The organism is Caldicoprobacter faecalis (assembly GCF_900115765.1).
Taxonomy (GTDB): domain Bacteria; phylum Bacillota; class Clostridia; order Caldicoprobacterales; family Caldicoprobacteraceae; genus Caldicoprobacter; species Caldicoprobacter oshimai.
In genome coordinates, this window is record NZ_FOXR01000009.1 from 29,421 (window position 1) to 55,676 (window position 26,256).

The window sequence follows — 26,256 nt, forward strand, 5'->3', positions numbered from 1 at the left end:
AATCAGAGACAAATCGGAGGTAAATATTGGAGGGAAATATTAATGAAGGAAAAATTTATTAGAGCCATCTTTGCCCTTATATTAGCGCTTTTGATGCTCAACCTAGCGGGCTGCAAATCAACATATGAGACAAATACACAGGCAGAGACAAAAACGATAAAGATAGCATATATTCCAATTACGCATGCAGTCCCGCTGTATATACAAAATGAACTATTAAAACAAAACCCACAGGATGTAAAGCTTGAACTCGTTAAGTTTAGTTCATGGCCTGAGGTTATAGAAGCTTTAAATGCTGGTAAAGTAGATGGCGCCTCCATATTGATTCAGCTTGCGATGAAAGCCCGAGAACAGGGAATTGACTTAAAAGCCGTTGCTTTAGGCCACAGAGACGGAAACGTTGTTGTGACATCAAAAGATATAAGCAGCGTTGCTTAATTAAAAGGGAAGACGTTTGCAATTCCCCATCGGCTTTCTACCCACAATATTTTGCTGTATATTATGCTAAAGAACAATGGGCTTTCATACAATGACATAAACGTAATAGAACTCTCCCCGCCAGAAATGCCCGCAGCTCTGTCGGAAGGAAGGATATCCGGCTATTCAGTTGCAGAACCCTTTGGCGCTGTGTCGGTTGCCAACGGTAAAGGAAAGGTATTGTTTGACTCTCAAAACCTGTGGGGGAATTCCGTTTGCTGCGCTCTTGTGCTGAGAAATGATTTCATTCAAAACAATAGATCCATCGCAGAAAAATTTGTACAGGAGTATGTAAATGCAGCCCATAAAGCAGATTTAAAAGACCGCGCTACATTGGATATCCTAACAAAATACTTAAGAACCGACTCACGCGTCCTTGAGCTATCGCTCAAATGGATTTCTTATAAAAATTTAAAACTTGAGGAAAAGGATTACAATGACCTTTCAAAATACCTTGTTGAAATGGGCCTTATAGAAAATCCTCCTCCATACAGTGATTTTGTAGACAATACACTAATAGATAATGCGAAGTGATGCTGTTATGGGGAAAATAGTAAAAGTTTTAAAAGTTATCTCAAGTTTGGCTTTATTCGTTGGAATATGGGAGCTGATAGTGCTTACAGGAAGATATGAACCATCCCTCCTTCCCTCCCCTGTAAAAGTGCTAGAAGGAATGGGAGAACTGGTAAAAGACGGAACCCTTATTACCCATTTTAAAGTCAGCCTGTCAAGATTTATAACGGGATATACTGTGGCTGCAGTTACAGGAATAAGCCTTGGCCTTGTCTTAGGCTACAATAAAAAAGTATGGGAATTTGTAGAACCCGTTGTGCAATTGTTGAGACCTGTGTCTCCCATTGCCTGGTTTCCTTTTATCGTCCTCTGGTTCGGCATAGGCGATGTTCCTGCAATCATCATCATTTTCATTGCCGGGTTCTTCCCTACCCTTCTTTCCACAGTTTCCGGAGTTAGAAAGGTGGATCCTGCTTATTTGAATGTTGCAAACAATTTTGGCATTCGGCAACCACACTTGCTTTTTAAAATCATACTTCCCGCCGCCTTCCCAATGATTGCTAACGGGCTGCACATAGCGCTGGGTACAGCGTGGGTTTTCCTGGTTGCCGGGGAAATGGTAGGAGCGCAATCCGGCTTAGGATACCTGATAATAGATTCAAGGAATTCCTTAAGATCGGATCTAATTTTAGCGGGCATAATTTTTATTGGCATATCAGGGCTCGTTCTGGATCGGCTGATAAAACTTCTGGAAGGCTATATCGAAAGACAATGGGGAGTTTCAGAGGGGAGGAGGAACTAATATGTACATTTCTATCGAGAAAGTATCAAAAGCTTTTACGTTGAAAGATAAAAGCACCTTGACAGTGCTCGATAAAGTTGATTTGTATATAAAAGAAGGGGAATCTATATGCCTTCTTGGCCCCAGCGGTTGTGGAAAATCCACCCTTCTAAACCTGATAGCGGGCTTTGACACACCGTCTACCGGCACCATCAAGATAGACGGAGATACCGTTACACAGCCCTCTATTGATCGCATAGTTATATTTCAAAATTATGGATTACTGCCGTGGAGAAATGTAATAAAAAATGTGGAACTTGGCCTCGAAGCTAAGAAACTAAAAAGGAAAGAGCGCCGTCGAATAGCGGAGGAATATATTAAGCTCGTGGGGTTATCGGATTACAAAAAACATCATCCACCACAACTATCAGGAGGAATGCAGCAGAGGGTTGCGCTGGCAAGGGCCTTAGCAGTGGAACCCAAGATTTTGCTCATGGATGAACCTTTTGGAGCATTGGATGCCATGACCCGTATGCACATGCAGGATGAAATAGAGAGGATATGGCAGGAAAAGAAAAAGACAATTATATTTGTAACACATGATATTGAAGAAGCTGTCTTTCTAGCCGATAGAATCGTCATCATGACACCCTCTCCCGGAAGGGTTAAAACCATTATTGAAGTACCATTGCCAAGAAAAAGAGACAAAACAAGCCTTGATTTTCTTAAAATCAAGGACAAAGTATTTACGGAGTTCAATCTCAAATAAAATTCTTTTTTCAGCTTATCCCAGTTGTACCTTGCCACATCACCTCACCACCTTAGATTTTATGCATGAAAAAAGGGCCTATTTAGGCCCTATCCTTGTGTGGTTGTTTTTTTAGTTCTTTTTTTCTATTTAGCACAAAATACGATATTTGCATAGCAAATACAAGCAATATAATCATAATAATTACTACTGCAATCATAACAATTACTACTATGCTATTGTTTTTATTTAAAACAAAGAACATTTCTCTGCCTATAACTAGCCATATTAATGCAACTATAAATGCCATCATAGTCGTCAATATTATCGTTTCTGCTTTTGTTTCCGATTTTAGTTCGCTGGCCAATGAAAGAGCCGTTACCTTTTCTGTTGTTTCTTCAACAATTTTATCATTACCTAGATTAGAGATAATCAGTTCAATCATTTCTTTTCTCTGCTCTTGGGGTATTAGCTTGATGTTAATTATTTCTTTCACTAATACAGCTCTAATCTGGTTAATGTTGTATAAATCTTTTACATTTACATTTGATTCCAACGATACCGCATAGATAATTTCTTCTATTACAGTTTTATCTACATTTTTAAACGAAATTATATAATCGGTTAGCAATTCTATTATATTGGAATTAGCACTATTGACCCTCTTGTAATATTCACTTTTATTTACTCTCTTAGTAAGCCAGTTACTTAGCGGCCAAGTTATAATAAAGACAATTATCCCGGAAATATAGGGATCTGTTAATACTTCATATACTCTTTCCAATCAAGCTCCTCCTTTCAATCTGCTACTCCTACAGAAAAGTAAAAATCTTTGCAATAAAATATAGCAAGTTCGACGTATGACAACAGCCCAGCAGGGAAAACCGAACCTGGGAAGGAGAGGAATTTGCATAATCGCATCTTATACAACCACCCCTCCTATTCTCTGTATAACTCAATCCAATCATCCAATCGCATTGTAACCGACCACTCGCAATTGTTTTTTGTGAAATCTTCTGCTGCTACCTAAATTCTTTATAAACATATAATGGTATTAACCAATGTATTAGGAGGTGATTTATATGAATTACCAGTATCACTCTCATAGCCTTTGTGGTTCAACATCATATGATGATGGCCATCTTCACCATTATGGTACAGTAACAGAACTTGCTCCCAGTGGGGTTTCTCACATTCATAGGTTCTGTGGTGATACTTCCTATATCGATGGTCATACTCACCCATATTATTCAGAAACAGGTCCAGCTATACTAACTAAAGATGGTAGACATTATCATGAATACCATGCAATAGTTCAGTGCGTAGATGGCCATATTCATCATATATGCGGATATACAAGTATTGACTAATACCTTATATCCATACAGTAAATCCAGGACGCTTTCCATGGATCTACTAGTACATAAATAATCACAAAATCAAGCATTTGTTCCATTACCGCGGTAAATGGTGGAGCAGCTATGATAGGTACACGCAAATATGCCGGCCGAAATAAGACTGCCATAGCTGCTGGTATGTTTCATCCCTCTATGAAGGTAAAATGGAGGAGCTGGAAAACGAGAAGGCAAACTTGATACAAAAACTAAAAGAAGTTAAACTTAAGGCTGACATGCACACTCCAAGCGAAGATAGGATATTCGGTTATTTGCAAAAAGGTGCTGACACAAAAATAAAAGCCTGGAAAAGCAAAAACGCACCATCCAGACTTACGTTGTATGCCTTCTTTCTGTCTTCTAACTACTAATGGAATACAATGAAGAATCAGTCTACCCCTTTACTTGCCAAACACATTAATATATCCCTGAATAAGTACCACTATGATAATAGCAGGTAATATCCAGGTCAAATATCCTTTCAGCACACGAGGCATTTTCAGGCCCTCACCTGTATTGACTTCCTTTAGGTAATTGTCAAATCCCCATCCGTAGCGGGTAACGCAGAAAAGCACGTAAACCAGTGAACCCAAAGGAAGCAGATTATAGCTGAGTATAAAATCCTCAAGATCCAGTATACCGGTACCCTCTCCTAAAGGCTGAATCCAGCTGAGAACATTGAAGCCTAAAACACACGGCATGGAAAGTACAATAATTAAAAACATATTAATTATAGATGCTTTTTTTCGGCTCCAGCCCCAGAGATCGACTCCAAAGGAAATAATGTTTTCAAACACGGCAATAACCGTAGAATATGCAGCAAATGTCATAAAGATAAAAAACAGTGAACCCCAGATTCTCCCGCCAGCCATTGAATTAAAAATATTGGGCAGCGTTACAAACACAAGACCTGGGCCTTGACCTGGGTCAACATTAAAAGCAAAGCAGGCCGGGAAAATAATAAGCCCTGCAATCAACGAAATTGCAGTATCCAACATGGCGATATTAATGGACTCGCCAAGAAGGCTGCGTTCTTTCTCAATGTAGCTTCCAAATATGGCCAGAGAACCAATTCCTATGCTCAAGGTAAAAAATGCCTGGCTCATAGCTGCAAATACTACTTCCCAGATACCATATTCTTTTATACGATTAACATCGGGCATTAGATAGAACCTTAAACCTTCGCTTGCATTTGGAAGCGTCATGGATTTAACCGCAAGTACCACGATGATAGCCAGCAGCAATACCATCATGACCTTGGTAACCTTTTCCACTCCCTCTTGCAAACCAAGTGAACATATCCCAAAACAAATCACGGTTGTTATGACCATCCATATAGTCATTTCTACCGGATTTGCTATAAAATCTGTAAACACTTGACCAATCTGCTGAGTATCAAGCCCCTCAAATTGGCCTGTCATAAACTTGTAGAAATAAGCCAGCATCCAGCCTGCGATGGTGGTATAAAACATCATAAGTATGTAATTCCCGGCTACACCAGCATAGCCCATCCAATGCCATTTTTGGCCTTTTTTCTCCAGAACGTTAAATGAAGTAGCAATACTTTTTTGACTGGCACGTCCTACTGCAAGCTCCATTGTGATGATGGGCAAACCAAGCAAAAAAATGAATATCAGATAGACTAGAACAAATATTCCTCCGCCATATTGCCCTGTGATATAAGGGAAACGCCAAACATCACCCAATCCAATCGCACACCCCGCAGAGATCAAGATAAAACCTAAACGGGAAGCAAATCTCTCTCTTTTTTCCATTTCCCAATCTCCTCACAATTATAAAAATCAATCCACAACATTGAAAATGAACGGTTTACCCTTCAGGTCCGTTCATTCAATATGCACTAATACGCATTAGATTATATTACATTTTCTGCCCAATATCAACAAAACATTTTATTCATGTTATTATACTAAAAAATACAAAGATGTAAACTTCAGCCACTTTGTCGACTTGCTTATGGAAAATAAAAACATTAAAGTAAGTCATCCCTCTATATACAGAATCTTAAACAAAAGAGGGCTTCACCAGCCCTAAAAAACATCGCAAACGTAAAGCCCACCACAGAAGAAAAAGAATGCCTCAAAAAGGCATATTAGTTCAAATAGATGCTTCTAAACATGAATGGATCAAAGGCAAAGAGCCTTTTACCCTCCACGGCGCTGTCGATGATGCTACCGGCGAAATACTCGCTCTTTTCTTCACTCAAGAATAGTGTATGGAAGGATATTTCGAAATCATGAGACAAATGATCAATAACCAGGGTGTCCCCTTAAGTCTATACTACGACCTTCGTACTGTCTTTATCTCCCCCAACGATGGTAAACTATCCATCGAAGATCAACTGGGGTGGTCTATGATACTCTAGTACTCGAAGAACGGCCTAAAAAACAGACCTTAAAACAATCCGAAAATCAATCAGAGAAGAAACATAATCCTGTAAAACCGGCTCCTGATCATCCGTGGAAACAACAGGCTCAAAAAAGACCCAGGATTTCTTACGAGGAAACTGATCGGGAGATCCTGGAAATGCTAGCCCAGCTGTTTAATTTCACACGAGCCTGGGCATAGCAGACTCAAATCTATTACTTTTCTCATAGACTATCCTACAGGCTTTGATAGTATTTATCAAGGCTTAGTTTTTTATTGTCTTTTTTGCCCCCTTATAGTAGTAAAAAAGCTCTAGAGTCAGAATGTATGTCAAGTGAAGCGTAGAATAAGTTGAAATGACCCTAGAGCTTTACTGCTTATGCCGCGAAAGCCACTTGATATACATCCTTTTATGCAAGCTTTTGTCTATGCCTGAGGGTGTAGTACTCCCACAGGCCTGCCTAGCGGCGAGAGAAAAAATCCCTATTAGTTTTAATCATGAGCCCTCTTATAAGTCCATAGTGACATTTTTCCTGAATAAAATTGTCCTTCTTTATGTGACATTTTCACAGATTATTGACATCATTATGTTTTTCCTCTTACTTTGATATCTCTAAACCAGTCCAGCTTAAACACACTCTTCTGTCAAATCAAAATCTGCAATAAATTCCCTTGCTACTTTCTTACTACTCTAATATTTCAATTTCCCTCCAGGATCTTTCACTATAGTTCTAGAATTTTTCGGATATTGTATTTAATTTTACGACAAATCACAAAATTATTTACATTTTCTCGTTTTTATAATTTTTATTATATCTTTTCCTACAGTATGTCCTCGTATTTTTTTATCAATTCCTTTAGTCTTGAAGAACTTTTAACTTCCTCTGGTAATTTTCCTAAAAAATAATCTTCTAGTATATCCCAAATTTCTTCGCTGGAATAATTACCTTCGAAAATGTGGGTCATTAGTTCAACCGAAAGTTTGTGCCTATCTCTGACTAATTCTAGTAATTTGTTTGTATAACTATAAGGTTTTTCTATAATTTGCTTCATTGTCTTTGTCTGATTAACATAAATATAAAGTTGACTATTTTGACCACCTAAAGCATTAAAAACTAGTATATCCAAAGTTTCAAGAACACCTAATATTGTAAATATTTCCTTGAATTTACTCTCTCCGTCATTTTGAACTACACATATAGTATTTTTTCCCTGTCTTATTAAATCATTGTAAAATTTTTCTATCCATTTAAAAAACGTTTCAACGCCATTATAAAATATGTACTTAACCTCGCCATTCATGAGCATTTTATCTTTTATAACCCTAGCATTTAAATTGTTAGAATAATTACGCTGATACAACATTAAAGCATTTATAATATTCTCCACTATACATTTTGCTTTATATCTCTCTATTTGACTGTATTTTATTAACTGTTCAACCAGACCATCTTGTCCTTCAATCGAGTAAAATTTTTCTTCTCTTACGCATCTTCTAATTATTGTCTTTATACTTTCATAGTACATACTGTAATTTTTGCTAAAGTTTTTATTAAAACTGATATCAACCCTAATAGCTGGCTTCATCAAATTTTTATACTTGAAATTTAACTCGTCTGAATTGCTGTATAATAAATATTTAAATTTAGGAAAAGAATAGATAGATATAAAATCCTTTTCCCAAATAGCTTTCAAATTTACTGAATATATATCCTGCTCTTCCGTCCTATCAAGTATATGTCCATAATCATTTTCGATTTCTTTTACATAAGGCCTTTTAATCTCAAAAAAACCTTGCTCAAATAAAGGAATCGGCCTTACATAAAATGGAGAAAATGAATATTTTCTTTCAAAATCCTTTTGAATTAGAAGCATAGCTGTTTTTACTTTATTAATAGCATCGTCTTCACTAAAAAAAGGATTCTCAAAAATATGAGCAAAGCTTTCTGCATCAACTAACATCTCATTGCGTTTGCCCCTCTTCTTATTATCTTTGATATTATACTTAATATTTTCTTGATAAATTTCATAAACTTTTTTTATCACCTCAACCAACTGATATTCTTTGATAACGGATAAACCGTGAAGCCTATTTATATGTTTAAAATCGTTACTCATAAATTTATAGTAAGCTTCTCCTATTATTTCTTTCCTTCTTGCCGCTCTACCTATTTCCTGGACATAATCACATACATTTCCAGTAGGAGCAAAATGCGTAATTACATGAATATCGTCTATATCTATACCCATTCCAAAAGCCTTAGTAGCAATCATTATTGGCTTTTCCTTTGTTAAGAATTTATAATAATTATCTTCCTTCTCGTCAGGCAGCATCTTGCCATGATATTTTGCTACATATCTTCCAATATTTTTTAAATAACAATAGTCATAAAATCTTTCCAAAAGCGCTACCGTCGGAAAATAAATAAGCATTTTTTTATCTTCTAGCATTACCTCATCTATTTTTTGTATTAAATTGTCAAATTTGTTTAATTCATACTCAGCTTTGTTAGTAATAGTTCTTGTTTTATCTATATTTATTTTTATATCTTCCCTTTTTATGTAACCTAAATAGACAATAGGGTTAACCATCTTTAAGCTTTGCACTGTCTCCTCATACATATTTTCAATTCCACCATAAATTGCCGTTGCAGTAAAAGCTGCTATAACAAATCCCATATTCTTATCTTCTTTCCTTAGCTGCACTTTTTTTAATCTACTCAAATGATCTCCTAAATACCAATAGTCTGGTCTAAATTGCTTACCCCAAGTAGTAACTATATGTGCCTCATCTACAACCAAAAGCCCAAGCACTCTATTACCAATTATCTGTTCTAAATCACTCTTACTTAATAGGGACTCTGGAGAAATATACAATATATGACATTTTCCATCGTGGATATCATCTATAATTTTTTGCCTCTCCAGAGGAGATATATCAGAGTTTATTGTTCTAGCATGCTTGTAATTCCTTATTTCTAAATTCTTTACTTGATCTTTCATCAATCCAATCAATGGAGATATAACTATAGTAAACAATCCATACTTTTCAGCAAGATATATTGCTGGAATCTGAAACATTATTGATTTACCTGATCCTGTGGGTGCTGTAACGAATATGTCCCTATAGTCTTTTTTATTCATACAATTCTCTACTTGTTCTACTATATTTGAAATTATTTCGCCCTGTGATACCTCTTCTATCATCTTTTTGCCTAATTCCAGTTGGTTTAGGTTATATGTTCTAATACTTCTAAAACTGTTATAACCCCAATATTTTTTTAAAATATTTAAATATTCTTCCTTTATATCTACAGCCCTTTTATCTTTAGTAAATGCCAGTTTTATTTTTACATTATCACCACAATACTTATTCAGTATACTCAATCTTTCTATTAATATACTTTGAGGGATAGCGCTGTTTTTATATATAACATAAAATGTTCCTGAGTTCATATTTAAGACATTGTCCAAAAAAACAATATAATCCTCTTCATCTATTATCTGTACTATTTTAGAACTATTTGAAGTGCCGTTTATTTCAATTTTTCCTATTTCCAACTGTGCTACATGGAATATATTTTCAATATACTCCTTTTCATTTTCTATATTCTCATTATACGCAACATAAATTTTCCCATTTACTTCCATAACATTTGCATATATATCAGTATACTCTTTTAACTCTTGAACAGAAATATTTTCTTTATCTTCACCCTCACCAAAATGACATAGAAGCTCCCTTATTTTTTCTTCATTAATTTTTGCTGTCAAAGGATAGTAGTGAATATAAAGATTATTTTCCAATATAATTATTTTCTTATACTGACTGACAACAAAATCATATAACGCTAAATATTCATCATAAGTTATTATTTTTCTACCCATTTTATATATTTCAAAAAAATAAGCCAACTTATCATTAAGTATTTTATCTATGTCTATTACTAAGTCACTATAAAATTTACTTATGTCAACACCTTTCAAAACTATTATCCCATCTTGACCCAAATACTCTCTCACCTTTTGATTTATTTGTTCATCTATATTCATTTTCCACATCACTCCTCGATATAAGCTCTAAGTTTTCTACTCCTTGAGGGATGCCTCAATTTTCTAATTGCCTTTGCTTCAATTTGCCTTATCCTTTCCCTTGTCACACCTAATTTCTCTCCAATTTCTTCTAATGTCCTTGGTCTTCCATCTTCAAGCCCGAATCTTAACCTTATTATCATTTTCTCCTTAGGCGAAATAGTATTCAGTACATCTTCAAGATCTTTCCTCATAAATTTTGTTTCTATTTCCTTTTCTACAGATAATGAATTTTCATCGCATATAAATTCAATTAATTCAGTATCTTTATCTTCACCCACACACTCATTTAAAGAAGATAAGTTCAATATATATTTTGATATATACATCAACTTATCAAATTGCTCCCTAGACATTTTATCAGAAAAATAATTCTCGTAAATTTCATCTTTGGTTAGGTAATCCTTGTGTTCTACTATAAATAATAACTTAAACAGCTTTTCATATAAATGAACAGGTATTCTAATTAATGAGCTTTGATCCATTATTCCTCTTAATATAGCCTGGTCAATCCACCATACAGCGTAAGTAGTAAAATGGCGCCCTTTTTTTACATCAAATTTTTGAATAGCCTTCATCAATCCCATCATGCCGAATTGATACAAATCATCAAAATCAAGACTATTCTTATATGCTTTAATATACCTCAAAACTCTAGATCGCACTAATCCTTGATTTTTGACAACAAGAGCTTCCATTGCTTTTTTATATCCTTGGTCATATAAAGCACAAAGCTGCTCATTTGTCAAACTACTAAATTTTTTATCTTCTCCAGCATAGACATATAGCATTGTCGGGGTCGTACTATCGTTTCCTTGTCCTTCCATTTCATCGTATATAATATCTATACCTTCTTCGATAAGTATGTTAATAACTTTATACTGCTGGCGCAATTCTAAATTTGAAAATAAGCTGTCAAATTCCTTTTCTGTTATACTTTTATTTTTTAAATAAGGTCTTATCCTATCCAATACGTACTGTTTGTTCACCTTGCATCACGCTCATGTTAAATAGAATAGCAAAAAATAACTAGAATCGCGAAAATAATTTCCATACAGCATGAAACGAAGAGCTAAGCGAAGGCTCTTCATCGCATTTTTATATTTGTTTTCCTACATAATCATTCGTTTTGCAATTCTACTTTTTCCAATCCACTAATAACTATCATTTGTCCATCTTTTATGGAAATTCTGATCTTTTCTACCCCAATATCACCGCTTCCTAAAATTTCATTTACAACCGGGAAATCGCCATCATACACAATAAAATTTCCAGTCCCTTGAGGAGCAGTCACTATATAAGTTCCAGCAGGAACATCTCTTCCCACAAGGTGATTGCCAGAAACCAACGTTGTTTTGAGTGCAATCTCTGCTGGTTTTAACAAAACTTTATTTATACCAGATATTTGAATCCTGTTTCCTTCGTACAAATCAATTTGTATTTTGGTTACACCTATCTGTCCACCAGCTTGGTTCGTAAGTATTTCGTTCACAATGGGCATCTCACCATCATATACAACAAAATTACCAACCCCATCTAGACTCGTAATATCATATCTTCCAGGTACTACATTTTCTCCTACTATAAACTCTCCTGCAAACAATTCTACCTCTTTAGCAGTATTAACATATGTTTCTTCATTTGTTGTTTCTGCTGTCTTAGAAGTATCTGTCGTCTCAGTATTCTCAACCGTTTGTGCTTCTGTTGATTCTTCAGGTCCTTCTTGAGATCCTTCTTGTTCGGGCTGTTCCGCCTCACTTTGGGTATTCCCTTTCGAAGCCACATTTTCCGTATTTTGTTCTTGACTTGTTGGCGTCTCTTTTTCCCCTCCGCTACTTGCAATTGCAATTACGATAACTATCACAACAACCCAAAACCACCAGCGCTTGAAAACAGGTTTCTTTGGATTTTCTGACAATTTTAATCCCTCCTATGTATTTTGTTTGTATTATAACATAGGAGAATAAATTTTTTCTACTCTTAATTAGCCACTATTTTTGGCTCATAAAACATAAATGAAAAAACCGATCATGATATTTCCGTTTTCCCGTAGTAAAAGAAGCGCATATTGACAAGATCTGCCCTTCCCGCTGGTGAATACCTTTCTGGTTAGGATGATAATGTCGTGCTTCTTCCAAAGTAAGCAAAAAATTCCCTCCTTTTCCCAAGGTTCCCTATCTCCATCCCCTCATCAAATACTTTCGTTTCTCCCTGTTATCCAGCACCCTAGCACAGCTTTCCCAGTCAACCTTGCCTACATTGACATGGTATCTTATTTCAAAAGGATGCTGCTTGGGTATAGCGTCAATCTTCTTTTTCGCCTCTTCAATTTCATTTAAGGCCACATGTACCCATACATCCTCCAATACATCGGGGATTTGCCCAAACATATTGTAAATATTTGCAAACCTTTCTGAGAGCAATTGATGTACCCTGTCTTCAACCGAACCTTTATACCTCATGTTATATATATACACTTTGTCATAAACTTGTCCTATGCGCTGGATTCTGCCTTTGCGTTGTTCAAGCCTTGTTGGGTTCCACGGCAGGTCAAGATTTATAAGCGTGCCCAGTGTTTGAAGGTTTAATCCCTCACTGGCCGCATCAGTTCCAACCAAAACCTTTAATTCATGCCTTTTAACCATTTGTTTTATCTCTTCCTTGCTTTTTCTTTCGTATATTCCATTGACAAATACTCCTGATTTATCTCCTCCTGCATAAAGCCCTATTTTTTCATTTGGAAGATCGCGAGATAAGCTCTCGGCAACCCAAAAAGCCGAATCATAATACTGAGAAAAGATAATACACCCGCGTTCTATCCATTTATCCTCAATTAGCAATTTTAAAACGAGATTGTACTTGGGATCTCTTTCCTTATTAATGTTCAATGCCTCGATTAACTTTTTGAGACAGTTTCTTTCTTCTTCGGTCAAGTTTTTCTCTTCGCTCTGGAGATCTTTCTCTTCTTCTACTTCGTCCTCCTCATAATCTTCCTCCAGCACAAGTTGGCCCCAACTGTTGAGCATCCTCTCTGCTGTAATCTTACCCGCAATTATGGTACTGCCAATTCTTCTCAATAGCAATGTCTTGAAAAATCCCTTAGTTTTTAACCTTTTCTTGAGAAGTTCGCAAAATTCCTCTGCATAATTGTATGCTTCCTGCAAATAAGGAGGCAATATGATAGCCTCATCATCGCTTTCCCCCATCAACTCTACTTCAATCTTTTTTAAATACGGTTCTCCAGTTTCAGGATTTATAGTATTTTCAAGATAATCCCTCGTCCTTCTTACAATATGCCTTATAAAAGGATTGTGTTCGGTCATAAAGTTATCATCAATAATCCTAAAGATCCTGCGCTTATCCTGTTCCCTCAATTGGTCAAACACTTCAGGTCTTATCACAAACTCGTCATCGGCCATCCCCAACTGTTTTCTTATAAACCCAAATGTTGTTTCTCCTTCTGATGCAGGCGGAAATGGGTTCCGTATCCATTCCCAATTTTCTCTATCAAAGCGGTCAAGCGTTTGTTTGCCCGTGATCAAATCAATGGCTCTTTGGGGATATTTTCTCCACATGCTGAAAGCATTTCCTAAAACAGCATCGCTTCCTTGAGCAAGAATATAAAGCAAATCCCATGCTTCAATTGGATACAGCTGCACAGGCGTTGCGGTAGCTAAAAGCATGCTCTTGGTACGCTTAGAGATTTCAAGCAAGAACTTCATAAGATTATTGGGCTCGGGCTTTTCATCTTCCCTGCCAGGCCCTAAATTTTTTCTCCTGGCCCTGTGAGCTTCATCCACGATTACGCACTCATATTCTAAATTCAGAAGATGCTGAACCTGCTCCGAATTTGCCGTGATCAAGCCTTGCGAGATTATACCGATACGCCTCGGACACTTTTTTATAGCTGCATCGCCATTTGCGGGATACCTTATGCCGTTTTCATCCACCCATCCTTTCCCGTCCCATACGGCCGAGGGCATATCCAAAAGGGTATTCATCTCATCCTGCCACTGCCAGATAAGAGTTTTGGGCACAATTACGAGAATAGGCTTGTCTCCGTACAAGGCCATAAGCTGCGCGGCCATGGCAAGCTGTACGGTTTTTCCTAAACCCACCATATCAGCAAGCACATACCTTGCTCCATATTTTTTATGGTCATTAAATGCCATATTTATAAAATATTTCTGGTGTTCCCACAAACCCAGTTCTTCCCTGTATACTGGCGATTCTATAACAGTCGAAGCAGGTTCAGGGTCTTTTCTCCATTCCTCAATCGAATAAACCACTTTTCTACGGGAAATTCTCTTAATGTCCTCAACGATAAAATCCGCCAGGAGCACCGCATAGGGGCTATTCCAGAAATAATCAAATTCTTCCTGAACCCACTTTACTGCCTCTTCCGAATCGTCCTCCCAAAGTATCTCATAATTCAGCTTCCAACCGGCATAGCTTTCGTTTACACTGCCTATAAAAGCTGTTTTTCGCCCATCCTTCAGAGTTATGACCCCTGCCTTCCCATGGATAAGGCCAAACACATCGTTGGGAACAACTTTTATGAGCAGCTTGCCACTTTTTATGAGGTCATAAAGCTTTTCCAACCTTTCAGGAATGTCCATATATCTCTCTTCGGGCTTTATGCTACACCATTCCCTGCGCATGGCGTTTACAGCAGCGCTTGCTGTCACCACATCTTCCTTTTTCATCTCTGAATTGCACACAATTCTGGCACAGCCCTGTATGCTCTCAATTGCCTCTCCCGCCACTTCAATGATGGAAGAGCTGAAATAACCAGCAATCCTGTCGTAACTTATGGCATCTTTTAGCTTTTCATTTAAAAAGCTAGTATCTAGCCTTTTTCTCCTTGAGGAATAACGATATATCATTATATAATCCCCTCGCTCATACTCCATCATTTCTCACCAGTTCTGCAAGAAGCCCTGCATACTTGGCCTCTTCTTTCCAGTGGGGCATCGTTTCAATATTGCCCAAAGCGGATATGTATTCCAATATATCAACAATGGTATTCCGCTGATCCCAGTAATTGGGCAATTCATTTTTAAGCCAGTTTCTGCCCTTTGTCGTATCCTCTGCTTTTATGGCCTGATGCAGGGCGGCAAGGATGTTTCGAACGAGCGTATTGCTGAATTTATCGCTGGTGCCCAATCCCCTCATCCCAAACTCCAAAGCAGTCTTAAGCCTTGCCTTGTTGGCGCGGGTAGAGGCAAGAAGGTAACTGTACTCCCTCACGCCGAAGCCCTTTGCCAGTTCTTGATATGCGCCCAGCTGATAAATGCCGTCCTTTTCCAGGTCTAAGCCTTTGATATAAAACCTCTCTTCTGGTGTCAACATCTTCCACGTATAGGAATCAAAACCCTTAGGTATAATGTAGTCATAAGCAATCTTCACAGCTTCATTTATTATCTTTTCAATGGGCGATTCCTCACCCGGTTGCCTTGTCTTTGAAAGTTCATACTGGATGTCTATGTCTTCTATCTTCCTGTAAGAAGTCAGCACCTTCAGCGAAGCCGCGTAAGCGGCAAGCAGATAATCGGTATCGCTGAAATTGGGGTCTTCCTTGTCATCCAGCTCCCGCATGATGTCAATTTGCCTTTGAACCTCGCTTTCAATCTCGGGATAAAGCTCGTCAAGGTACGCGGTCTCTTCGGATGTCTGCTTGCGAAGGACAAGTAGGACAGTCCCTTTTACATAGTTGCCCTGCTTTATTCCGCTGGCGTCGGTTTCAGTGGCTATGTTCCATGCAGCGGTCACCCTCAAACCCGCCGCCCACAAAATCAACGCCAGATCCGCCCACACGCTGACATTTTGATGGGTAAACATTATTATCTGCAGCCCATTATCGGGCATATGCTCCGCCAGGTTCCTGTAAACCTCCACCATGCTGTGTTTGAAGCTTTCTCCGGTTCCCTTTATTGCAAGGGCGCGCTTGCTGTCGGCATACCAGTCAGGAAAAATATCAAGGAGCATCTTCTTATCCCATGCAAGGAAAAATTCGGAAAGCTCGTGGTAGTTTATAGCATCAGCATAGGGTGGATCGGTGAGCCAGATATCTGATTGATTTGTTATTTGTCTTGCATCTTTCACCATATGCAAAAATTCAGGATTAATTAATCGTTTTCTTAGATATAAAATCCAATTATTTCTCAATAAAAATAACGATTTTGTTCCATAATTATACAGGGTATTAAGTGCCTGATTATAATAAGTCTGTTCACTTTCATCTCTTCCAGAATGCCATCGTGATAACTTCGAATTCCAATCACAACATTTATTCACCCCCAACAGCCCCACTACTTTCTCCTTCTTCGTCTTCGCATGCCTATCAATAAGCTCCATCAAAAGTCCGTGTATGAGAAGCTGCCTCGGGTTGAACAGCTGATGCCAGTATGCCCAGCCTCTTTCCCTATATAATCTTGATGTCTCTTCCCCTTCTTCAATTATGCTGCTCGGAATATACCCCTTCTCCTGCCATTTGTTGAACCTCTCCTTAAGGAGATCTACAACCTTCTCTTCTCTCTCTAAATCTTCTTGTGTGGGAGCCGTATAATACCTCTTGCCGTCCTGCGTTTCGTACCTTATGCAATACAGCCTCTCCTGAAAAACATCGTCGGGGCGGGGTACAAATTCATGGGCTTCCCATCTGCGAAGGCCGTATTCTACCGAGCCATCCTCCATTATCCTGTCTTTTCGGATAGCTGCTATGGGAGTTGACACTTTGCAGTGAGGACACACCAGGCTGCTATCACTGACGGTTGCCATCCTTTGCGCAAGTTCCATCTCTTTATCAGTCGCATTTGGCTTGATTTCAATATCAAAGCTTTTAGTCTGTGGATTTTCCTTCAAGATAGCAACCGTCTTGGTCCCCTTACCTATGACCCAGGATGGCGCAAGAGGCACCCTCCATCCGCATTCGGGACAGATGGTTTCATTGCAGTATAAATAAGCGTTTGCCCTGTGCCCCTGTTCGTTGTGTTCTATCCCCCACTCGGTAATCTGCTTATCGGCCAGCTCAAATATCTTCTTTTGAAACTTCTTTAGGCTTTCAATCTCCTCCTCGGAACTTCCCAGTATATTCAAAGAGGCCCACGTCAAAAGCATGGCAATGGGATTCAAATCCGAAGCATATACGTCAAATCCCATCCTTGCCGCTTCAAAGGGAACGCTCCCACCGCCGCAGAAGCAGTCACCCACAACCGGAACTTTGCCAAACCTCTTCTTACCCAATTGATGGACAAGCTCCTGTAAGCTCTTGGCATTTGTGCCCAAATGCTCATTTATGACCTGCCACTCGGACTCGGGCAGATTATCTATTTCTTCAGGCCTTAGACAATATTTCAGCTTTTCATCATAAGAAAGCCTATTAAATACAAGCTTTTGCAGCTTTTCCCTATCCTCTTTGGTTATACCCTTCTTATATGCAATTTTCCCATTGGCATCCTCGAAATATCTTTGCCTTTCCTCTTCTGATAGATTTTCGTATATCACCGCCGCAGGAATCGACTGCTTTTTGCGAAGCCATAGCCCCTCTTCATCCATCGTCAATATTTTTAAGAATATCTCCATATCCTTTTTGGGATTGTCGCTTGCAGGCATCAGCAGTCCCAGCAATGCCGCTCTGACAAGAATAAGGGGCTTTCTGCCCCACCATTTCCCAAGCCCTGTCAACGTTTGACCGCTACCTGCCTTTCTCTCTTTATAGCTCTCCTTTGAGACCTTCGAAACAGGAAATTGAACTTCTATAAAAGATGTATCACATCCAAACACACTACCACCCCTTTAGTCGTCTATCTTTCTCTGAAGCAACAAATCAAATAGATCCAGCTGCTTATTGGTCTCCTCAACGGGATTTTCAGTAAGCGCGTACCTTATAGCCTTTCGCCAGCCTCTTTTGTCATAGAGCCCCCCTGTGGCGGCATTGGTCATGGTAAACAGCCACCAGCGCTCCTCCGGCGAGAGCCCGAGCCAGTTTTTAATGGCAACGGGTATAACCGAGGGATCGCAGTCCTCTATTGCCCAGGCCAAAAGCACCATCTCTTTGCCAAAAAGCCGCTGAACAGGAACCTGCCCCGTATGCCACTTGCCGGCAGGCAGCTTTTCCTTCTTCAGCCTTGCATTGAACTCATTTTTTAGAGTATCTTCTATCTGTTTCCATTTGTATTTCGAAATCTCCACTTTCGGCCTGTCCTCTTTTATGTCAATCGTCTGCTCTTTGGCGCCATCCTGCCATTTGAAGCGTTCATAAATGATAACCTTGCCATTGCTGGCGCGAGGTATAATCACCAAAAAATGATGCTGTGACTCTTCGGGAATAAAGCCAAAGCCCAAAACTTGCCTTTTCTCTGCCATTATTGAACGATCTCCTGTTCTTTAAAGTCTTTTAAATCCAATTTCTTTTCCGCCACCCAATCCATAAATTTTTGTCCGCTATCAAAGTGGACAGCATTGCATTCAAAATTGATGTTGACTTTACCTTCATTGACAAAGTTGTCCCTGATGTTGTCTATCCCATTTTCAAGCTTTTCAATATCCACTTTCATGGAAGAATCAAAGGTTAATTCTATCCAGTTTTTATCTCTATCACTGCTCTCTATGTAGAAGGTAACTATAATATCGCTGACCTTGGCTCCGTACTTTTTGAGCAAATCGAGCTCTTTATAGGTCTCGGCCGTATCATTTGTCCTTATACGCCTACTGAGCGTCAACGGCTTCTCAGGAATAATATTTGCTTTATCGTCTCCTTTCTCTATTTTGATTTCCACGGTATCTGAATAGACCCCCGCAGCTTCTGCAACCGCTACCACATAGGTACAGCCTTCAGGCACAATAATCTCGTCCTCGTATATCCCCCCGCTTTCTTTCGGATTGGAACCATCGGTGGTATACCTTATAGTGGCCGGGGGAATGGACTTTAGCTCAACAACCTTGTTGCCCCCTTTGCTGTACTGCCGATACTTAAGAGTTATTTTATTGGTCCACTCTACCGGTTCACCCGTTTCATGCTCGCCAGTGCTGTCAACGCACAGAAACGACAGTTTAACCTCTTTTGTCCTAAACTCATACGGGTTTTCTACGAGATTTGAGGCCTCGGTGGCTACAGAACCCACCTCATAGTAAATCTTATCTCCATAAAGCGGAGTAATCTTCAGAACCACTTCGCCTGTCTCCTCGTCCTTGCGCAGCTCCTGAATCTGAACGCTGGTTTTTTCTTTGGGGAAAGGTCCCTTATCTATGTATCCGCCATATTCACGCCATATACCTTTCCTAAGCATCTCTTCTTTTAAATTGTCAAGCGCTGTTGGAATATGCCACTGCCACAATGAATTTGTTGCCGCTCGCTCTTTCACATCGCTCCACCGCATCTCTTTTTGCGTAAACAATCTCTCTTCGCACTTCTTCCTGAATATATCCCCTGTGACATCGGTAGTAAACTTCTGGCGCTGTATCAGTACATCCCTTATCTGCTTCTCTCCGTTATACTCGTTACCCACAAACTCCATCAAGAAATCGGCTTTCAAAAGGCCGGCCTTGCTGGGGTAATACAGCTGCGTGAAGGTTTCTCTGGCCGCCTGTAAAAGCTCCAACACTATCCTGTCTCTCTTCTCAAGAGCTTTCTGGTATTGAGGATTGTTGGCGGAAACTTTATCAACGTTTTCCATCCTGTTAATTATTTCATTAATCGCCCTGTGTTCCTTTGCGGCATGCAAGAGCTTTTCCATTGTACTCCTTGAACCCGAGAGAAACATTACCCTGTTCTTGTACTTCTCGTTCTCATAGAATTTTCGCAAGTCAGGATGTAAGCCCGAACCGCCTGTGTATGGTTCAAATAAAACAAGCGTAACCTTATCCTCAGAAAGCTCTATTTCATCAACAGCAGGGAAAACCAGTACTCTCTGGTAACAATCACCTATATTGGGCTTGAACTTTTCCTCCAGGAAAGCCCTCAATTCCTTTCTAGCGCTGTCATTGTCATAGGAATCAACCAGCGAATTAAGCTCGGCAATCAAGTTTCTGGTATTTTGGAAATACAGCCTGCCGTCCCTGTCGGTATGGAGATACCAGGCACGCATAACAAATTCATCAAGCGCCCTTTTCACACGCCTAATGTCTTTCCCGGGCTCGCATAAGTACCCTATGGTCTCCTGCAGGGAAAGTCCCAGCAAAGCATTGGGCACATCCGCCAAAGAGGAAACCAGTATAAGCTTTGCAAGGTCCTGCATGTGGGATTCTCCCAAAGCCGCATCAACCGTTTCCGCAACCGACTTCCCACTTGAAGCAATATCATGAGCTATGGCATTGGCAAGCGAGGGTTTTACCTGTGTAATAGCACTGTGCATTTCGGGGTCATTTAAGTCAAAATCATAAGCGTGTATCAAATATTTATTTTTCGCCTTTGGATTGTCTCCCCTGTAAAGCTGAGAAACCACAATGCGCATCAACCGCAGCAGGCCTCTTGTCTGCTGAAAACCGGGATTTTCTTTAAACCTTGCATACAAGTCTCTCAGCGAAGGATGGAAAGGATAAGAATCCTTTATCCCAATGAAAATTTGATCAGGCGGCACATTGGTATACCCCATCTGTTTTGCTTCCGAAACAGCCTGTTTATAAGCATTTGCCACTTCATTTATCTCCGCATCGGATGGCAAAACTTTAAAAAGCCTCTTTCTCAAAATATGGTATATCTCGTCAGATGTCATGTTTACAGGTTCAATGTTTATAGCCAAACGATTGACCTCATTCTCAAGTTCCTTAAAAGAGGACTGCAAGAGTTCACTCCCGCTTTCGTATGTAGCCCTCAAATCTGAAATAACCAGGCACACGTTGGAAAGTTCCTCTTTATTTAAAGCATTAAATAGGTTTGCCAAAGCAGTGGTGGTCACCACGGCCAGATTAGAATCGCCAATAGGCTTCGACTTTGCATATTCCAAATAAGGAGGCAGCTCATCAAGGAGTATCAATAGCGGCTCTCCCTTTAAGAGGTTCACCCACGCGCTCTGGCCAGGCGCTTGCAGCGGGGAATAATAATCTCTAAACATCTCTTTTTTCCCGAGCTGCTCCGCAATAGCTCCCCATATACCATAGGGGGCATCACTTTCCCTTCCTGTAAAGCCAACAACTTTGATCTTTCCCAGGTGGCTGTCCTTGAACTTATCCCCCATTATCTTTATTCGAAATTCGGGATATTGGCACAATAGCCCCAACGCAATCATGTTATGCGTCTTACCGCCGCCCATGTTTTGAGTCAATTTAATGATACCCGCTGCGCTCTGCCTGTGAAAGCGCTTAAAAGCCGTCTCAAACAATATTTTCATGCCTTGAGTCACGTAGTTTTCTTCAAAAAATCGGTGGGGATCTATCCTATTTTCGATTAGATTTGTCAAATCCAATACATCATCTCTTTTTGTCTCATCGAAAACACTCTCGCGCGGCACACAAAGGTCATATAAGGTCTTCATGTTTAACCCCCGCCCTTCACTTTTTATTTCACAGCTAATAATCAGTGAAAAAAGCATATTCATACAAGAATGCTGCGTAGCTCTGTGTAAGATCATCTCAATTTCTTTGAAAGATACTATAAAAATCATTAAGCTAATAAATAAGTTTAATTTTCCTTATTTATCATATCACAATACAAAAGAAAAATCACGATGTCGTTACGTTTTTGCGCTAAAGTTAAGTCAATACAATCATGTAAAAAGCAGTTACACTTTCAAAAAACTAAAAACGAGAAATGGCTCCTACATTCACAAAAATTGAAATTGAGCATTTGATACATTATAATAATATTAATATTTATAAGAACAAACGTTCGCATTTGGAGGCGTTTATATTATGACACCTGAAGAAAGCACATATGTTGCAGGAATCATCGATGGTGAAGGAAGTATTATGTTAATCCGGTTTCACAACAACCAAAATCCCGCACCATGCGTTAGCATCTCTTCCGCTTTAATTGAACTCCTTAAATGGATAAAAAAATTACAAACCAGATATTTACCAAAATTCATATGTATATACTGTAAAATATAATGAAAAGTTAAATTGGCCGTATATATACTACAATTTTTCCGCTTTACTATTATTTTTGTTCCAAAATTGCAGAATAATTTAGAACAACACAAAAGGGCTGCTCTTTTGAGTTAACCAAAGTAGCAGCCCTTATCTTTTTGGTGGAGGCGAGGGGACGCATGCTTCCACTGTTTCCAGTGGTGCTGACTATGTCTTGAACTCCATACGGAGTTCCCCGGCGTATTATGGAAGCCATATTTTAGGTACCAGCTTCCATCCTAGTACTTCATGTCCGATGGTATTTTTAAATATCACACATCGGATTTAGAAGCCTATGAGTCGATACAGGGCTGTTGGATTTCTCCACATACCCCTCGGCGTTACCGTCGGCTTCACGTTACGGCTTCGCCGATTAAGCCGGGTTTACACTTGCAGATCGCTCTGCAAGGCGACTCTTTCTGAATCGAACCCCTGTCCGAAGATGCCTCGGCGAAAGCCTCTCCGAGCGCAGTCAGTGTTTTGACATTCCCTTCACCGGGCTCCCACTGACAGGATCCCGGCGTCGGTAGCTTCATTGAAATCCGGCCTGCCCCGAAGCAAAGGCAGGTTCGTTCCCCACTGAGTCGGCGCCCAGCACCTGTAGCGTGGGCACTACAGGGTGGACGTTAGCTGCTTCCTTACGCAGCTAAGGCTAACTGTGCGTCGTCTGCACTTATTTTTTCTCCAGGTTGTTGACGCGGTCCCGGAGTCCGCGGCTCGCTTCTTTCGCCTCAACTATCCCCGTCGAAACCCAGTACGCCCCCACGATATATATAGCGTTGTACCTTTAGCTGTCTATATGGATGCATCGTTGGATGCATCTTTTAACAGCCTACATCTTCTGGCGTTCGCGGAAGGCCCTTTCTATAGCCCTTTGGGCATCGCGCTTGGCAATACTCTGGCGCTTATCGTAAATCTTCTTACCTTTGGCTACCGCCAATTCTATCTTAACCCATCCCCTCTTTAGATAAACCTTAAGGGGGACCAGGGTATAACCCTTTTGCTGTACATAACCCGTCAGCTTATTGATCTCGCTGCGGTTTAGCAACAGCTTGCGCGTCCTCAATGGGTCTCGATTGAATATATTCCCCTTCTCATAAGGGCTTATGTGCATGTTGTAGAGGAAAACTTCGCCATCTTTGATGGCGGCATAGCTGTCGCGGATATTCACCTTGCCCTGGCGTACTGACTTCACTTCTGTACCCGCTAGGACAATCCCTGCTTCATACGTCTCTTCAATGAAGTAATCATGCCAAGCCTTTTTGTTCTGGGCAATTATCTTTATACCCTCATCTGCCATTCAATAAACACCTACTATCGACAAAACAACCCTACTTGAACTGATCAAGCAGCACAAATAGGGTTCATCTTCTTGCTACTTCCTATTCAATTGCGATTAAAGTATATCACACATCCAGCAACATGTCAATAAGGGAACATGGCCGTTTTTATCATTCCACCAGCACAAAATCGATATTTCTGGATGCCATGTCCACCCCCACAACCCTTACCCTGACGGCATCGCCCAACCGGTATATCTTATTGGTCCTCTGGCCAATCAAACAATAATGCTTTTCATCGTAGACGTAGTAGTCATCGTCCATGGTACTTATGTGCACGAGGCCTTCCACCGTATTGCCCAGCTCCACATATATGCCGTAGCTTGTAACTCCTGATATTATCCCGTCAAACTCCATGCCTATTTTGTCAAGCATGAACTCGGCTTTCTTCAAATCATCGACCTCGCGCTCTACTTCATCCGCAACGATCTCGCGTTCCGAACAATGCTCGGCTATCTCGGGCAAAATGCTTTCAAGCTTCGCTATTCGTGCTGAATCCAACCTATTATGGAGCATATCCTTTATTATCCTATGATCCACCAGGTCAGGGTATCTCCTGATTGGCGAGGTAAAATGGCAGTAATGCTCTGCCGCCAGTCCAAAATGGCCTGTATTGTCGGGGCTGTACCTGGCCTTTTGAAGCGACCTCAACATAACGGTGTTTATTATGGCCTCTTCCCTGGTCCCGCGGATCTTTTCCAGCAGCTGTTGCAGCGTCTTGGGATGTATTTGCCCCCCGATTCCCTTTAAGTGATACCCAAAGTTGTGTATAAACTCGTTGAACTCCAACATCTTTTCAATGTCCGGATCCTCGTGTATGCGGTAGATAAAAGGTATATTCCGCCAAAACACATGCTGCGCTATAGTCTCGTTGCATATGAGCATGAACTCCTCTATCATGCGCTCGCTGACGCCGCGGGTGTACAGCCTGACGTCAACCACCTTGCCTTCTTCGTCTAAGGTTATCTTAGCCTCATTGAGGTCAAAATCTATGCTGCCCCTTCTCATCCTGCGCCTGTGAAGTATCTCGCTCAAACGTTGCATGTTTCTCAAATCCTCTAAGAACTCGGCATACTTGGGCAGCAGCTCCTGGTCGTTATCCTCCAAAACCCTGTTGACCTCTTCATATATCATTCGCATCTTGCTGCGGATAACGCTCTCGTATATCTGATAATCCACGACTTTGCCTTCCTCGTCGATTTCCATCATGACCGAAATGGCAAGGCGGTCTTCATTTGGATTCAAGCTGCATATGCCATTGGACAGCTCGGGCGGCAACATGGGAATCACCCTGTCCACCAGATACACGCTGGTACCCCTCAGCAGCGCCTCTTTGTCTATGGGCGACCCTTCCTTGACATAATGGCTCACATCTGCTATATGGACACCCAGAAGGAAATGGCCATTGTCCATTATCTCAAGGGAAACCGCATCGTCAAAATCCCTTGCATCGGCACCGTCAATGGTAAACGTCCGCAAGTGCCTGAAATCTTTGCGCCCCACCATATCCTCTTCCCGCACTGTCTGGCTGATCTCAGCGGCAGCAGCCTCAACCCCGGCAGGAAATTTTTCCGGCAGCTTGTACTGCCGTATGATAGACAGCACGTCAACCCCGGCGTCATCCTTATGGCCCAAGACCTCGATAATCCTTCCTACTGGATTTCTCCTTTGCTCAGGCCACTTATAGATCTCCACCACCACTTTATAGCCCGTTTTGACGTTGATACCCTCTATCGAGGGAATAAATACATCCATCCCAATCTTCGGGTCATCAGGCACCACAAAGCCATGACGGCCTTTACCGTTGGCCTCAAAGGTGCCGACGATGGTCTTGTTCGCACGCTCGAGGACCTTGTACACTTCTCCCTCTCGCGATGGATAGCCATACACGTTGGGCAAAAGGCGTACTATGACCCTGTCGTTGTGCATGGCGCCGTTCATGTTCTCTGCCGATATATACACATCTTCCTGAGCGGGGTCATCGGGAATCAAAAATCCGAACCCTCTTGGATTACCCTGAATCCTGCCTATTATATACCCCAACCGCTCAGGTAGGGCATATTTCTTCTTCTTGGTCTGGATAATCTGTCCATCTTTGACCATTTCATCCAGTATGGACTGGAGCATCTTCTTCTCGCCAGGCGAAATGCCAAGGATCTCCATCAACTGCTCGATATACATGGGCGGCCTATTGTTCTCCCCTAAAATCTCGATTATCTTGTCCTTTATCCTCAAGCCTTCTTTCCTCCACTTCATTTGTTTATCGTTTCCCGCCAATGCCATAAAAATTCTTGTGACCTTCTCCCACCTTTTTCAATGGTAGGCTTCCTCTTTCATCGAAGGGGACTTACACGAATGCAGGAATTGCTCTCCGGCACCCGTGCAGCGGCCCCTTTCTCCGGAAGCTTAAATTCGGACCGGTCCAGCCCTACTACATCAAACCGCCTTTCATCCCAC

General features: G+C 40.5%; 15 protein-coding genes, 1 other RNA gene and 1 pseudogene. 5 read left to right on the top strand and 12 right to left on the bottom strand.

Annotated features, from left to right (window positions below; genetic code table 11):
• Positions 1–42: 42 nt before the first annotated feature.
• The 3 genes and pseudogenes from BM241_RS05245 to BM241_RS05255 all read left to right on the top strand — a co-directional run bounded on the left by BM241_RS05245 (position 43) and on the right by BM241_RS05255 (position 2,540).
• Positions 43–1,011, top strand: a pseudogene (locus tag BM241_RS05245) (ABC transporter substrate-binding protein).
• Positions 1,012–1,018: 7 nt separating this feature from the next.
• Positions 1,019–1,792 carry an ABC transporter permease gene (locus tag BM241_RS05250; protein ID WP_092282207.1) on the top strand — a complete coding sequence of 258 codons (774 nt, stop codon included), beginning with the start codon at positions 1,019–1,021 and terminating at the stop codon, positions 1,790–1,792.
• A gap of 1 nt (position 1,793) precedes the next feature.
• Positions 1,794–2,540, top strand: a complete 747-nt coding sequence (locus BM241_RS05255; protein WP_092282208.1) for an ABC transporter ATP-binding protein — start codon at positions 1,794–1,796, stop codon at positions 2,538–2,540.
• 82 nt (positions 2,541–2,622) lie between these two features.
• Here BM241_RS05255 and BM241_RS05260 read toward each other — a convergent pair whose 3' ends face one another.
• On the bottom strand, positions 2,623–3,303 hold the full coding sequence (locus tag BM241_RS05260; RefSeq protein ID WP_092282209.1) for a hypothetical protein: 681 nt from the start codon (positions 3,301–3,303) through the stop codon (positions 2,623–2,625).
• 298 nt (positions 3,304–3,601) lie between these two features.
• Between BM241_RS05260 and BM241_RS05265 the strand changes: the two genes are divergently transcribed.
• Both BM241_RS05265 and BM241_RS05270 read left to right on the top strand, forming a co-directional pair.
• A complete protein-coding gene (locus tag BM241_RS05265) occupies positions 3,602–3,889 on the top strand; it encodes a YmaF family protein (protein WP_092282210.1) in 288 nt (95 codons plus the stop codon).
• A gap of 191 nt (positions 3,890–4,080) precedes the next feature.
• The gene (locus BM241_RS05270; protein ID WP_092282211.1) at positions 4,081–4,284 is read left to right on the top strand and encodes a hypothetical protein; all 204 of its coding nucleotides are present in this window, start codon (positions 4,081–4,083) and stop codon (positions 4,282–4,284) included.
• A gap of 30 nt (positions 4,285–4,314) precedes the next feature.
• Here BM241_RS05270 and BM241_RS05275 read toward each other — a convergent pair whose 3' ends face one another.
• The 11 genes from BM241_RS05275 to rnr all read right to left on the bottom strand — a co-directional run bounded on the left by BM241_RS05275 (position 4,315) and on the right by rnr (position 26,055).
• On the bottom strand, positions 4,315–5,688 hold the full coding sequence (locus BM241_RS05275) for a sodium-dependent transporter (protein ID WP_025747838.1): 1,374 nt from the start codon (positions 5,686–5,688) through the stop codon (positions 4,315–4,317).
• A gap of 1,435 nt (positions 5,689–7,123) precedes the next feature.
• On the bottom strand, positions 7,124–10,354 hold the full coding sequence (locus BM241_RS05285; protein WP_025747840.1) for a DEAD/DEAH box helicase: 3,231 nt from the start codon (positions 10,352–10,354) through the stop codon (positions 7,124–7,126).
• Between the two features lie 8 nt (positions 10,355–10,362).
• A complete protein-coding gene (locus tag BM241_RS05290) occupies positions 10,363–11,382 on the bottom strand; it encodes a sigma-70 family RNA polymerase sigma factor (protein ID WP_092282212.1) in 1,020 nt (339 codons plus the stop codon).
• A gap of 131 nt (positions 11,383–11,513) precedes the next feature.
• Positions 11,514–12,311 carry a hypothetical protein gene (locus BM241_RS05295; protein WP_092282213.1) on the bottom strand — a complete coding sequence of 266 codons (798 nt, stop codon included), beginning with the start codon at positions 12,309–12,311 and terminating at the stop codon, positions 11,514–11,516.
• A 256-nt stretch (positions 12,312–12,567) separates the two neighbouring features.
• Positions 12,568–15,279, bottom strand: a complete 2,712-nt coding sequence (locus BM241_RS05300; RefSeq protein ID WP_092282225.1) for a phospholipase D-like domain-containing anti-phage protein — start codon at positions 15,277–15,279, stop codon at positions 12,568–12,570.
• 16 nt (positions 15,280–15,295) lie between these two features.
• A complete protein-coding gene (locus BM241_RS05305; protein ID WP_092282214.1) occupies positions 15,296–18,178 on the bottom strand; it encodes an anti-phage-associated DUF1156 domain-containing protein in 2,883 nt (960 codons plus the stop codon).
• A 12-nt stretch (positions 18,179–18,190) separates the two neighbouring features.
• Positions 18,191–18,760: a DUF3780 domain-containing protein gene (locus BM241_RS05310; RefSeq protein ID WP_025747845.1), complete on the bottom strand. Its 570-nt coding sequence runs from the start codon at positions 18,758–18,760 to the stop codon at positions 18,191–18,193.
• Positions 18,760–21,867: a DUF499 domain-containing protein gene (locus BM241_RS05315; protein WP_092282215.1), complete on the bottom strand. Its 3,108-nt coding sequence runs from the start codon at positions 21,865–21,867 to the stop codon at positions 18,760–18,762. The genes BM241_RS05310 and BM241_RS05315 overlap by 1 nt, the downstream gene beginning before the upstream one ends.
• Positions 21,868–22,879: 1,012 nt before the next feature.
• Positions 22,880–23,214, bottom strand: a transfer-messenger RNA (tmRNA) gene (ssrA, locus tag BM241_RS05325).
• A gap of 77 nt (positions 23,215–23,291) precedes the next feature.
• Entirely contained in the window at positions 23,292–23,759 is a 468-nt protein-coding gene (gene smpB, locus BM241_RS05330; RefSeq protein ID WP_025747848.1) for an SsrA-binding protein SmpB, read from the bottom strand.
• A 151-nt stretch (positions 23,760–23,910) separates the two neighbouring features.
• Complete coding sequence (gene rnr / locus BM241_RS05335; RefSeq protein ID WP_242948269.1) at positions 23,911–26,055, bottom strand: ribonuclease R; 2,145 nt, start codon at positions 26,053–26,055, stop codon at positions 23,911–23,913.
• Positions 26,056–26,256 lie beyond the last annotated feature (201 nt).